Origin of the sequence: Enterococcus sp. 3G6_DIV0642 (assembly GCF_002140635.1) — a bacterium.
In the GTDB taxonomy this organism is placed as follows: domain Bacteria; phylum Bacillota; class Bacilli; order Lactobacillales; family Enterococcaceae; genus Enterococcus_D; species Enterococcus_D casseliflavus.
On the sequence record NZ_NGLH01000001.1, the window covers coordinates 3,074,727 to 3,087,739 of the forward strand.

The 13,013-nt window shown below is 43.6% G+C and carries 12 protein-coding genes; 2 read left to right on the top strand and 10 right to left on the bottom strand.

The genetic code is table 11. The annotated features are described in order from the left end of the window. Window positions 1-128 precede the first annotated feature (128 nt). Window positions 129-1,424, top strand: a complete 1,296-nt coding sequence (locus A5878_RS14850; RefSeq protein ID WP_074536952.1) for an ISL3-like element ISEfa11 family transposase — start codon at window positions 129-131, stop codon at window positions 1,422-1,424. Between the two features lie 130 nt (window positions 1,425-1,554). Here the strand turns inward: A5878_RS14850 and rlmN are convergent, their stop codons facing one another. The 8 genes from rlmN to A5878_RS14890 all read right to left on the bottom strand — a co-directional run bounded on the left by rlmN (window position 1,555) and on the right by A5878_RS14890 (window position 9,748). Then, window positions 1,555-2,622 carry a 23S rRNA (adenine(2503)-C(2))-methyltransferase RlmN gene (rlmN, locus tag A5878_RS14855; RefSeq protein ID WP_015510422.1) on the bottom strand — a complete coding sequence of 356 codons (1,068 nt, stop codon included), beginning with the start codon at window positions 2,620-2,622 and terminating at the stop codon, window positions 1,555-1,557. Between the two features lie 300 nt (window positions 2,623-2,922). After that, window positions 2,923-3,219: a hypothetical protein gene (locus tag A5878_RS14860; RefSeq protein WP_005227970.1), complete on the bottom strand. Its 297-nt coding sequence runs from the start codon at window positions 3,217-3,219 to the stop codon at window positions 2,923-2,925. An 8-nt stretch (window positions 3,220-3,227) separates the two neighbouring features. Continuing rightward, the gene (locus tag A5878_RS14865) at window positions 3,228-3,599 is read right to left on the bottom strand and encodes a type II toxin-antitoxin system PemK/MazF family toxin (protein WP_005227961.1); all 372 of its coding nucleotides are present in this window, start codon (window positions 3,597-3,599) and stop codon (window positions 3,228-3,230) included. A 9-nt stretch (window positions 3,600-3,608) separates the two neighbouring features. Then, window positions 3,609-4,730 carry an alanine racemase gene (alr, locus tag A5878_RS14870; RefSeq protein WP_005227958.1) on the bottom strand — a complete coding sequence of 374 codons (1,122 nt, stop codon included), beginning with the start codon at window positions 4,728-4,730 and terminating at the stop codon, window positions 3,609-3,611. 122 nt (window positions 4,731-4,852) lie between these two features. Next, window positions 4,853-5,218 (bottom strand): holo-ACP synthase, encoded by a 366-nt coding sequence (acpS, locus tag A5878_RS14875; RefSeq protein ID WP_005227957.1) that lies wholly within the window; start codon window positions 5,216-5,218, stop codon window positions 4,853-4,855. A gap of 203 nt (window positions 5,219-5,421) precedes the next feature. Further along, window positions 5,422-6,945, bottom strand: a complete 1,524-nt coding sequence (locus tag A5878_RS14880; protein WP_005227956.1) for a DEAD/DEAH box helicase — start codon at window positions 6,943-6,945, stop codon at window positions 5,422-5,424. Between the two features lie 290 nt (window positions 6,946-7,235). Further along, window positions 7,236-8,585, bottom strand: coding sequence for a UDP-N-acetylmuramoyl-tripeptide--D-alanyl-D-alanine ligase (gene murF / locus A5878_RS14885; RefSeq protein ID WP_015510425.1), 1,350 nt, complete (start codon window positions 8,583-8,585; stop codon window positions 7,236-7,238). Between the two features lie 86 nt (window positions 8,586-8,671). Beyond that, entirely contained in the window at window positions 8,672-9,748 is a 1,077-nt protein-coding gene (locus A5878_RS14890) for a D-alanine--D-alanine ligase (protein WP_005227954.1), read from the bottom strand. Window positions 9,749-9,930: 182 nt separating this feature from the next. On the opposite strand from A5878_RS14890, the gene A5878_RS14895 reads away from it, so the two are divergent. Beyond that, window positions 9,931-11,673, top strand: a complete 1,743-nt coding sequence (locus A5878_RS14895) for an AarF/ABC1/UbiB kinase family protein (RefSeq protein WP_086295762.1) — start codon at window positions 9,931-9,933, stop codon at window positions 11,671-11,673. Between the two features lie 52 nt (window positions 11,674-11,725). Here the strand turns inward: A5878_RS14895 and A5878_RS14900 are convergent, their stop codons facing one another. Together A5878_RS14900 and A5878_RS14905 are read right to left on the bottom strand one after the other, a co-directional pair. Beyond that, window positions 11,726-12,178 carry a YaiI/YqxD family protein gene (locus A5878_RS14900; RefSeq protein ID WP_005227952.1) on the bottom strand — a complete coding sequence of 151 codons (453 nt, stop codon included), beginning with the start codon at window positions 12,176-12,178 and terminating at the stop codon, window positions 11,726-11,728. Between the two features lie 167 nt (window positions 12,179-12,345). Further along, window positions 12,346-13,011, bottom strand: a complete 666-nt coding sequence (locus tag A5878_RS14905) for an ABC transporter ATP-binding protein (RefSeq protein WP_005227951.1) — start codon at window positions 13,009-13,011, stop codon at window positions 12,346-12,348. Window positions 13,012-13,013: the final 2 nt, after the last annotated feature.

Genomic DNA, 13,013 nt, shown 5'->3' on the forward strand with positions numbered 1-13,013 from the left:
AATTTATGGGACTGATGAATCAGAATTGATTCTTCAGTCCCATTTTCATTTTAGGTATTAAAAAACATATCGTTCTCTAGTATGATTAAATCACCACAAAATAAACAACTGAGAGGACGATATGCTATATGAATGATTCTATCAAAAAAATGCTGAGAATAATAGAGAAAGATTTGATGATTACAGAGGTCTCTTACGAGACCCTTCAGAAGAAAAAGACGTTGGTCGTCGATGCTGTTCTCTCGCCTACTCCTCGTGCTTGTAGAAGTTGTGGTTCTACTGTGGTAGATGGAAACGGGAAAGCAATTATAGTGAAAAATGGGAAGAAGGAAACGATTGTCCGTTTTGAACAATACAATCATATGCCTTTGGTTATGCGCCTAAAAAAGCAGCGCTATACCTGTAAAAACTGCCGAACCCATTGGACTGCTCAAAGTTATTTTGTCCAACCCAGACATTCAATCGCAAATCATGTTAGATATAAAATTGCTTCTTTACTGACTGAAAAAGTATCTTTATCTTTTATTGCGAAAAGCTGTCAGGTATCTTTGACCACCGTTATTCGTACATTGAAAGAGTTTAAAAGCTATTTACCAAAGCAATCTAAGAAGATTCTCCCCAGAGTATTGATGGTTGATGAATTTCGTTCCCATGCTTCCATAGAAGATAAAATGAGCTTTATTTGCGCAGATGGCGAAACAGGAAAATTAATAGATGTTTTGCCTACGCGTAAATTACCTCGATTAACAAGCTATTTCTTAGGTTGTACCAATCCAGAAGAAGTAGAATTCTTGGTGACAGACATGAACGCCGCCTACTTCCAGCTCACCAAACGTGTTCTGCCAAATGCGAAAGTAGTGATTGATCGGTTTCATATTGTCAAACACATGAATCAAGCGTTCAATGAGTTGCGTATCCGTGAAATGAATGAACTTCGTAAAGCAGGACAGAAAAGCCAGGCAGAAAAACTGAAAAAGAACTGGCGCTTTTTGCTAAAAAATCGTGCAAACATCAACCATTATGAATACAAAACATGGAAAAGTTTCCGAGCACCAAAATACCCATTTCTTACTGAAGCAATGATGATTGATCGATTGCTTGAGTTTTCTACGCCCCTGAAGGAGGCGTATCCCTTTTTTCATGAATTAGTTGAAGCCTTTCGAGACAAAGACCCTGACTTATTTTTCTGCATATTGGCAGAACTTCCCAAAACGTTAGATGACGGCTTTCGGGAGAAGCTTCAAAACCTTCTGACCTATGAAGAAGGCATCACCAACGCAATGATCTATCCTTATTCCAATGGAAAAATAGAAGCGAAGAATACCCACATAAAGACAATGAAACGAGTATCCTACGGATTTAAATCATTCGAGAACATGAGAATTAGAATCTTTTTGATCAATAAATTAATCAATGTAAGATAACAAAAAATCTGAGCCAGAATGTGGTTCATTCTGACCCAGATTTGATTTTGCACAACTCATCAGTCCTTATTGACAAAGAGCCACAAAAAGAAGAACTGCGCTTGTGCAGTCCTTCTTTTGCTTTTTGCGTTTAAGAAGCGGAGGCTTCTTTTTTCATTTGTTTGCTTCGCAGCTGTCCGCAAGCTGCGTCGATATCTGTCCCGTGTTCTTTACGAATCACGCAATTGATACCGTTTTTCTTTAAAATGTCATAAAAGGCTAACACATCCGCTTTTTTACTTCGAGCGTATTGGTCATGCTCACTCACTGGGTTATATGGGATCAAGTTGACGTATGACAATTTCTTTTTATCCTTCAATAAAGCTGCCAACTGACGGGCATGTTCTGGCCGGTCATTGACATGATCCAGCATGATGTACTCAAATGTGATCCGACGATTGGTTTTTTCTAAATAATAGTCGACCGCTGCCATCAGCTTTTCAATCGGGAAACTCCGATTGATCCGCATCATGGAGGTTCTGACTTCGTTATTTGGGGCATGCAGCGAAATCGCTAGGTTCACTTGCAAGCCGTTCTCCGCAAACTCTCTAATTTTATGCGCTAAGCCGCTGGTTGACACAGTAATATGCCGCGCGCCGATCGCTAAGCCTTTCGGGTCATTGATGATCTGTAAGAAATGCATCACATTGTCATAGTTATCAAAGGGTTCGCCAATCCCCATGACCACCACGTGAGAGACTCGTTCCCCCTCATTGCGTTCATCAAAATAGTGTTGTACTAACATGATTTGAGCCACGATCTCGCCTGCCGTTAAGTCTCGTTGCTTCTTTAATAACCCACTGGCACAAAACGTACAGCCGATGTTGCAGCCGACTTGGGTCGTCACACAAACGGACATGCCATATTCTTGACGCATCAAGACCGTTTCAATCATGTGATTGTCTGGCAATTGGAATAAATACTTGACGGTTCCGTCACTGGCTTCTTGTACCACCATCTGTTTCAGGGGATTGATCACAAAGGCTGCCGACAGTTTCTCAATCAAAGGTTTCGGTAGATTGGTCATTTCTTCAAAGCTGGTTACTCGTTTTTCATAGAGCCACTCCCACACTTGGTTGGCACGGAATTTCTTTTCATTTTGTTCAGTTATCCACAAAGATAAATCTGATTTGGTAAGTCCATAAATCGATGGGTTCACTTTTTTCCCTCTTTTCAAACTAGTCGCTACATACTATAACTGAATTCTTTGTGAAAAGCAACCGTACATTGCCTGATCTTCAAAGCATTCTAGCCCCACGCTTTTGTGGTATTCCTCTTTTTTGAAGATGCTCTTTCTTCCATTCATTGAATCTTTGGCCATAGGAAACCTCTCACAAAGACCTGCATGAAAAAAACAAGCAGTGACAGAACCTGCTCCGATGTACGAAACAAAGCGGCTCTTTCCTGCTTGTTTTCATGAGGGGGCTGTTTCCTCGTGCGCGTTACTTTCATTACATGATCACATTTCAAAAGAAAGCACTCTGCCTTCTTTGGCGGTCAACATGCCCCGTTGCGGCGGCTGCAGTTGTAAATAAAGTTGTAGCGACATTTCTAGTATCAGCTCTTTGTCTCCCTGCTGAAAAACGCCGTAATAATGTGTCTGTTCCCGCTTTTCTTCATATGTATGACTCACAAGATAATATCCTTGTTCCATGGTTTCGTTGCGCTTTTTTGTTTCTGAAAGAAAACGGCGAATATGTTTATACGTAAAGAAACTCAATAAAATGACAACTGCTATTAATACTACATACCCCATTGACAGATTTACACCTCGATCGTTGATGTGGCAAAGGTCGGCTCAACACCAATACTGATCATCAAGGCAGCATCGACTTCACACATCACTTTATCGTCTAAGTGACAAACCTTTTCTTTCAAACGGCTTTTGTCGATCGTGCGAATCTGTTCCATCAAAATGACGGAGTCTTTGCCAATCCCTGTGCAAGAAGCGGAAATCCCAATATGCGTTGGTAATTTCGGCTTCGCCATTTTTGCCGTGATCGCCGCAATGATCACAGTGGGACTGAAGTGATTCCCCAAGTCATTTTGAATGATCAAGACTGGACGTATCCCGCCTTGCTCCGATCCAACCACTGGTGAAAGATCGGCAAAATAAATATCTCCCCTTTTTACCATAGGACCACCCTAACTTTTATATTCTCGCGGAATCCTTGCTGAAAGGGTACACGCTACTTCATAGTGAATCGTTTCTAACTGGTCTGCAACATCCTGCATCGTAATTTGTTCCCCATGATTCTCACCGATCAAGGTGACTGGTGTACCGACAGCAAATGCCCGCGGCAAACGAATCATCAATTGATCCATACACACTCGACCGACGATCTCACAACGCTCGCCTTCTACTAAGATCGAGAAGCCTTGCATTTTTCGTAACCAGCCGTCAGCATAACCGATAGGCACGGTGCCGATCCATTCCTGACGTGGAGTGATATATGTTTCACCATAGCCAATCCCCGCTCCTTTTTCAAGTAATTTCACTTGTATCAGTTCAGAAACGAGCGAAAGCGCAGGTTTTAAGGAAAATGGTTCGCTCAGCGCATGACCTGATGGGTTCAACCCATACATTGCGATCCCAAAACGGACCATATTTCCTACTGCTTCTTTGTGCCATAAAGAGGTTGCGCTATTGCCTGTATGTATATATGTCGGCAAATAGGGCAAAACAGTTAAGACTTCTTTAAAACGTTGGTGCTGGGTTTCCCAATAGCTCGTGTCTGCTTGATCCGCTGTGGAGAAATGGGTAAAGATCCCTTCCCACTCAAAAGAGGGGTGATCTTCTAACCAAAGAATGGCTTGGCGCACTTCTTCGACAGTCAAAAAGCCGATTCTCCCCATACCAGTATCCACCTTGATATGCACTTTAAGCGGCTTATTTAGAGGGTTCTCCTCTAAATAAGCGCCTGCTTCTATCAGCCAGTCCATCGAAGCGACTGGAAATGACAAATCATAGGTCGTCAGCAAGGTAATATCACACACATTCACGACACCTAAGATCAAAATCGGGTCAGTAATCCCTGCTTCTCTCAATTCGATCGCTTCATCGATCGTCGCAACGCAAAAACCATCTGCGCCGCCTTCTTTGGCTGCAAGAGCGGTTTGAACCGCTCCGTGTCCGTAACCATTCGCTTTGACCACCGCAAAAAGAAATGTCTCGCTTGGTAAGTGAGCAATCTCATGTTTGATATTTTCGGTAATCGCAGTTGTATCAATTATCGCTTTCGTTGGTCTATGGTAAGCAACCACCATTTCCAGTTCCTTCTTTCTACTAGTGCTTGATCAGACGAACAAATTAAGTTGGTTTTATGTAGTCGGCTGTTCGTCCATGAAGTATCAAAGTCTTCTTGACTGACAGACTACTTCAACTTGGTTTATTCACTATCTAGTACTTCTAAAATAATTTGTGCAAAAGCAGTATCATTTGTATGGGTGATACTGACAAACGTTTTTTCTAAAGGATGAGGTGCTTTAGTAACGATCGGGGCACCGAATTCATTGGTCAAGACTTCAATGTCATGAAAAGAAACTTTGCCGATCCCTGTCCCCCAAGCTTTCGAAAACGCTTCTTTGCAGGCATAGCGCCCGCCAAGGAACTCTACCTGACGTTTCAGCGGCAAGCGTGCAAATAATTTTGCTTCCCTCTCTGTTAAAATACGCGTTATAAACTGAGGTTTTTTTTCAATTAATTCTTTCATTCGAGGCAGCTCGACTGCATCGATCCCGATTCCTTTGATCATTCTTTTCTCTACCTTCACCTAAGATAGGGTTTTCCAAATTGGAAATACCCCTTGTTCAGCTAGTTACCATTCTACCAAAAAAATGGCGAATTACCATTCAAATCTGACGAGTTTATACGGAGATTAAGATTTTTAATCGTTCGTATTTGTTTTTTATATAAAAAAAGACCTTGCAAGTTTCCTTACAAGGTCCACAAACTTAATTAGTCTTGGTTGTTTCTGATTACGAAACCGCGTTTTTTGTCGTTGCTGCGGCGATTGTTTTTACGGGCACCATCTTTTGAATAGTTGCCGCGGGCTTTATTGCCGTTGCCACCGCCACGGTTCCCACCGTTTTCTTTGCGGTTACGATTGCCGTTGCTATTGTTGCTGCGACGACCATTTTTGTTGAATGATTTTTTCCCTTGAGGCAATGGACGCTCTGGTGTGATCTTCACTGGTGCTAAATCAGCAGGATCTTTTGCCATAGTTTTTAGAAGCAATGCTGCTAAATCTTGTGCAGAATAACGTTCTAATAGATCGTCGGCTGCTTGCAAGTATTTATCTAAGCCATTTTCATCCAATTTGGTTTCAACAGATTCGATTGCGGCACCTAATTGACCTTTGAACGCTTCTTTTTCGGTCGGTGGGCGCATTGGTGTCATCCGTTTTTTCGTTAAGTTTTCAATGACGTGCAGATAGCTCATTTCGTTTGGTGTAACGAAAGTCACAGACATTCCACCTTTTCCAGCACGGCCAGTACGTCCAATCCGGTGAACATAGCTTTCAGGGTCTTGAGGGATATCGTAGTTGTAAACGTGTGTAACACCAGAGATATCTAATCCACGAGCTGCAACGTCTGTGGCAACTAAGATATCTAGTTGACCACTCTTGAATGAACGCAAAACGCTCATTCGTTTTTGTTGAGAAAGGTCTCCATGAATGCCTTCTGCTTTATAGCCGCGGGCTTCTAAGCCGCGCGCCAATTCATCGACACGACGTTTCGTACGACCGAAAACGATGGTCAATTCTGGCGTTTGCACATCCAATAAGCGAGTCATGATATCAAATTTTTCGTAATCTTTTGAACGAACATAGTATTGATCAATCAAATCAGCGGTCATTTCTTTGGCTTTGATCTGTACATGTTCAGGCTCTTTCATGAATTTCACGCCGATGTTTTTGATTGCTGGCGGCATTGTTGCTGAAAATAGCAATGTTTGACGAACATCTGGTACTTGGCTGATGATTTTTTCAATATCTTCCAAGAAGCCCATGTTCAACATTTCATCCGCTTCATCTAATACAAGCGTTTCAACGGTGCCTAATTTCAAGGTGTGGCGGTTGATATGGTCTAACATACGACCTGGTGTACCAACTACGATGTGGGGACGATCTTTTAGTTGACGGATTTGACGGCCGATATCGGCTCCACCGTAAACTGCTTGTACACGAATTTTTTTGTCTTTACCAAGACGGTACAATTCTTCTTGGGTTTGGATCGCTAATTCACGGGTTGGGGCAATCACTAATCCTTGTAGTTGATGGTTCGTTGGGTCAATTTTTTCTAACATTGGCAAACCAAATGCGGCGGTTTTACCAGTACCGGTCTGTGCTTGACCGATCACGTCTTTGCCTGCTAAGGCTAATGGAATCGTTGCTTCTTGGATGGGTGTTGCTTCTTCAAAGCCGGCACGCTCAACAGAAGTCAATAATTCGTTGGATAATTCTAGATCTTTAAATTTCAAATGGATCCTCCTAGGCTGGTCATCTTTTCGATGCCTGTTTTTCTATCATCGAAGCGTAGGTTAGTTCTTCAGAAACACAAGAGTAGTCCCATTTACTCTTATCTTTCTCTCGGTACCGAAAAACCGCTTCACGAAGGCATTATAAAAGGCTAAAACAAGTGTTGTTTGTCTCAGCCATCATTTTATCTCAAAACGTCAATGTTTTTTACAGTAATCATTCTGTGCTTCATCTTTCGGCGTTAGATAAGTATAACACGCTTTGAAAGTTTCAGCAAGATTTCAACTCCCTTTTACATTCCTTTTAGTGCATCAACGACTTCACTCAGGCCCATGCCATTGCTGCCTTTGATCACTAGGCTATCGGAAGGTTCTAAAGTTTCTATTAAGGAGGCGATCAGCTGTGGTTTTTCATCAATCGCAAAATAGCGCACCTTGTCAGCAAGGGCAGTGTTCGCTAGTCGTTTTTGCAATGCCTGCATTTCTTTGCCATAAAGGAAAACTAGCTGGAACGAATCATCCAAGTGTGCGGCCATCTGCTCGTGCATTTGTGCAGAATCTGGTCCTAATTCAAGCATATCTGCCAATACGGCGATCCGTCGTCCTGCTAAAGGCAATTTGCGGAAGCTATCCAATACCAGACCCATGGCCGTCGGATTGGCATTGTAAATATCGCTCAAAATCGCTGCCCCATTACCAGCAGTCACCCATTGGGTCCGATTTTTCGTCAATTGAAAATGCGCCAAGCCTTCCTTGATCGCTTCATCTGCTACACCAAAATGACGTCCTATCCCAATCGCGATCAAGGCATTTTTGACATTATAGCCGCCTAAGACCGGTAAGGTAAAGGTCGTACCTGCTACCGTAAAAATCGTCTGATCTTGCGATTCCTCCACGATGTCTCCTTGTAGATCTCCCTCAGTTAAGCCAAAAGTTTCAATGGTCTGCGTTAAATTGGGAACAAAGGGCTCTAACAATGGTTCATCAGCTGGCATCATAAAGAAGCCGTCTTTTTTCAATCCTGCGGTGATCTCCATTTTGGCTTTGGCGATCCCTTCTCTGGACCCTAAGTTTTCAATGTGGGCTTCGCCTATCAACGTGATAGCGGCAGCGTCAGGTTCTGCTAAGCGCGAAAGGACTTCGATTTCACCTGCATGATCCATTCCCATTTCTAAAATCAACACTTGGGTATCTTCTGGCGCATGCAAGATAGTCAAAGGCACGCCTAGTTCATTGTTGTGGTTGCCTTGGGTTTTATAGGTCTGGTACTTTTGGGCCATGACCGCTTCCACCATATCTTTGGTGGTCGTTTTCCCGTTACTTCCAGTAATACCGATGATTTTCGGTGCAAGCTTTTCTTTATACGCTCGTGCCAATTGTTGAAACGCTTTGACGGTATCCGTGACAGGAATCACAAGGATGTCTTGCGGCGGTTCGATCGTAGGGTGGCTCCACAGTGTGGCGATCGCCCCATTGTCTTTGGCTTGTTGGGCAAATTCATGTCCGTCACGGGTCCCCGCTAAGGGAACAAAGAGACTGTTTTCTTTGATCAGACGGCTGTCGAATTCCACAGAGGCAAGTGGCGTTTCATTTTCAATTTGCTGACCAAATACGGCAGCGGCTTCTTTTACAGTAAAATTCATCAGGTTCGCTCCTTTTTCCTAAAAAAAGAAAGCACAAGATCGCTTCAAGTATTTTCCTTGAGTTGAGCTGGCTTTCTTCCTGCTATTTATTCTGCTTCGTTTTCTGTTGCTTCTACATTGGTCAAGAACGAACGTCTTTGATTGAAACGATTCATCCCTAATTGGATCAATTCTTCGATCAAATCCCCATAAGGCAAGCCGGTCTTCTCCCATAGCAGTGGGTACATGCTGAATTCAGTGAACCCTGGCATCGTGTTCAGCTCATTTAAAAAGAGCTCATTTTTATTGGTCAAAAAGAAATCACAACGGCTCAATCCGCTGCCGCCTAACATCGTATAGGCTTTTTTCGCAAACTCTTGAGCTTTGGCTTGTGTTTCTTCTGGAATTTGTGCAGGAATCTGCATCTCGATTCGGTTGTCAATGTATTTGGAATTGTAATCATAAAAGGCAACATCTTTTACGATTTCTCCCGGCATTGTGGTCCGAACGTCTTCGTTTCCAAGAACGGCTACTTCGATCTCACGGGCTTCGATTCCTTGTTCAACGATCGCTCGGGTATCGTAGCGATACGCTTCTTGTAGCGCATTTTGCAGTTCTTCACGGTTCTCGGCTTTCGAGATACCGACACTTGAGCCCATGTTGGCAGGTTTGACAAACATTGGATAAAGCAGACTGCCTTCACATTGATCGAAAATCTTTTTCGGATTTTCTTTCCACGCATTTTTCAAGACTGGTACATAGGGAACTTGCGGAATCCCCGCAGCTTGCAAGATATACTTGGTCATGATTTTGTCCATCCCACAGGCACTAGTCAAGACACCGGCTCCGACATAAGGCATTCCGATGGTTTCTAAAAACCCTTGGATCGTGCCGTCTTCGCCGTTTGGTCCGTGAAGTAAAGGAAAGACGATCGCGTCTTCTTCGTAGATTGCCCCAGGTGTAATTTCTTCCCCTTTGGTTTCTTCATTGGTCAATGCCAAAGTATCTGGAGACGTTGGCGCCTCAGTCAATAATGGGCCTTTTAACCAGCGTCCTTCTTTGGTGATCATTACTAATTGAACTTGGTAGTAATTATAATATACAGCATTAACAACTGAAAAAGCGGATAACAGTGATACCTCATGTTCTGCACTGCGTCCCCCGTATAATAAAATGATTTTCAAAAGAATTTCCTCCTGTATTCATTGATTCTACCAAACTAAGTCTTCCACATTTTAGCACAAAATCGACCAACCGGCATTAAATCTTGCAGAAATTTCTTTAAGCTTACACAGTCGTTAGTTGAATGTTTTTCATTTTGTCAGTACTATGAATATATCACGGCACGTTTAAAGAGGTGGGACCTATGACAGAACAAACCGCTCCTTCTAGAAAAGGACGATTAAAACAAATCGTTCAAGTCTTTTTGAAATACAAAGTCGTTCAAAATATCAGCAAACAGCAGCACCCCGAAATGGTGCGTCAAGCGTTTGAAGAATTAGGACCAACATTTATCAAAATCGGGCAGATGCTTTCGGTCCGCAATGATCTGCTTTCCAGCACCTTTGTCGATGAATTCAAGCAGCTGCAGGACAATGTCAAAAGCGATCCATTTCCCAAGGTCAAAGCACTGCTGGAAAAAGAACTGCAGCAGCCGCTAACGGAAGTTTTTTCCGCTTTTGATGAAATTCCAGTCGCCTCAGCTTCCATCGGACAAGCCCATCGAGCAAACTTGCTCAGCGGCAAAGAAGTGATCGTCAAAGTGCAGCATCCAGGGATCATTGCGGCAATTCAAGTGGATCTCGATCTTTTTGAAAAAGCCCTGCCGTTGGTTCGCGCAATTCCAGAAGCCAATGTGGTGGATTTAAAAAGCGTGCTAAGCGAAGTCCGACGATCCCTTGCCAATGAAACAAATTTTTTGCAAGAGATGAAAAACGCACAGGAATTCTACCGCAACAATCACCAAGACCCGCAGTTGGCATTGCCAAAAGTTTATCCCGAATGGTGTACCCAAAAAGTATTAGTCATGGATTACATGGCAGGTGAAAGCTTGAATTGCTTACTGACCCGCAAAAATCAAGACATCGTTTATGACAATCAGTCCGTTAAAGCAGTGAAAAAACAAGTGGGGACGCTATTAGTCGAAAACTTTATGAAACAAGTCTTTGAAGATGGCTTCTTTCACGCTGATCCGCATCCTGGCAATCTTTTCTTGCATGTCTTCACGGATCAAGCCAACCGCCCACAACCATTTCAAGTCAAGCAGCGCGTCGGTGTCCTCGGCGGGGTCGATTATTCGTTGAAATGGCAAGAAGAAGCTGTCATGCCGCCTTACCAAGTGATTTTCTTGGACTTTGGGATGATGGGTCATTTGGATCAGTCTTTACGCAGCCGTTTAGCCGATGCGTTGATTGCTCTTTATACCCAAGACACCCAAGAAGTCGGCAAAGCCGTCTTGCGGTTGTGCAACAGCAGCGGCAGTTCCTTTGACGAAGTCGCCTTCTACCAAGACCTGCAAAAATTTGTTGAAAACTACTATAATATGCCGCTAAAGGATATCGACTTGCAAAAAGTGATGGCGGAAGTCATCACGATCTGCCATGATAACCAACTGCAGATGCATCGAGACATCACCTTGCTGATCAAGGCTTTTGGTACCTTGGAAGGTGTGATCAAAGCCTTAGATCCCGAATTATCAATGATGGAAGTCACTCAGCCTTTTGCACAAAAATATTTCCTACAGCAGCTGAGTATTGAAGACGAGGTGAAAAAAAGCGCCTTGGCAACCGCAAAAAGCTTGCGGGCACTTAGCCATCTTCCCGATCGGACCTTGGCTGTCTTAGACACTTTTGCGACTGGTAAACACCGATTGAATCTAGAGATCCGCGAACAAAAACAGCTATTGGACCGCTTTGATCAGATGGTCAATCGACTGGTGATCGGTATTATTCTAGCTGCGGTCATCCTTGGCTCTTCCTTATTGGTGGTCGCCAGCCCGCAACAAGGAGCCTTCGTCCATCAGATGGGAATCTTCGGATATACCTTAGCATTTTTCGCGATCGTGGCTTTAGTCAGCAAATACTTCTATGATCGTTTTCGCAAGAAATAAATAAGCACCTTCAATTCCCGTGGTTCATGCAGAAGCTGGGTCTTGAGGGTGCTTATTTTGCAAGGGTCTGTCGCAATTCATCTTCAAAGATTCGTTTGAAGGCTTCCCGATCCTCTTTCGTAAAAGGCTTCGGTCCTTTTGTGCGCTTGCCTGCTTTACGCATCTGCGCACCTAAGTAGCGTTGTCCGAGTAAAAAATCGATCGTTTCTGGCAAATACTCTGTGCCGTTATGGTGAAAAACCCGCGCTTTTTTGGGCAAGACTAACGAGGCTAAGCCATAATCTTGGGTGACGAGAAAATCGCCGGGTTCTATTTCCTTCACGATTTCATAATCCGCGCGATCCGAGCCTTTGTCGACATAGACAAAGTGAACGTGGGCAGGATAATCTTTGGTCGTATAATGATCGACACTGGTCACGATCACTACCGGCAGCTGATACTGCTGAGCCAGTTCAATCACTTCATTTTTCACTGGCGAACCGTCGCCGTCAATAAAAAGCCGCATCTGCTTGCTCCTCTCACAAATTTCTTCGTTTACAATTACTTCTATTGTAAGAGGAGCAAGGCGAAGATGCAAGCAGACTTTACAGCCGTTTCCTTGAGGATGCATTTAAAGCCTCAGGAAGAGCAACTGCCTCCGCCCTAATAACTAGCAGCTACCCTAAGCAAGGCTTATCCCTCAACTTTAGAAAATGCTCGCTCTTTTAGCTCATAAACGACATCGCAAGCCTTGGCTACTTCTTGTTCATGGGTCACTAAGATAATACATTTTTTTTGCTCATGAGCAATTTCTTGAAATAGTTTGACGATCTCTTTGGACGTCGTTTCATCCAAGTTTCCAGTCGGTTCATCGGCTACGATCAGCTCATGCTCACAGCACAATGCGCGAACGATCGCCACCCGCTGCTGCTGCCCACCCGATAATTGGGTCACTTTTTTCAGTGCCAGCTCTTCCATGATGCCAACTTTGGCTAAGTTTGCTAAAGCGTAGGCCTTTTTATCGGCTTGCTGCGACTTCGCGATCGCCATCGCTGTCACCACATTGTCCAATGCCGACAGATAAGGCAATAGATTATAGGCTTGGAACACGATGGACACATCTTTGCGGCGGTACTCCCGCAGCCCGATTTTTGCTAACGTTTCTTCGTTGTAGAAAATCTTTCCTTCTTTCGGGGTATCTAGGCCTGTGATCAGCGACAGGAAGGTCGTTTTCCCCGATCCGCTGGAACCTAAGATCGCATACATCTTGCCAGGCTCGAAGGTCAAGTCAACGCCACGAAACAGGGCTTCTGCTTCGCTTTGATACCAATAGCCTAATTGTTCTGTTCGTAATGTCATGT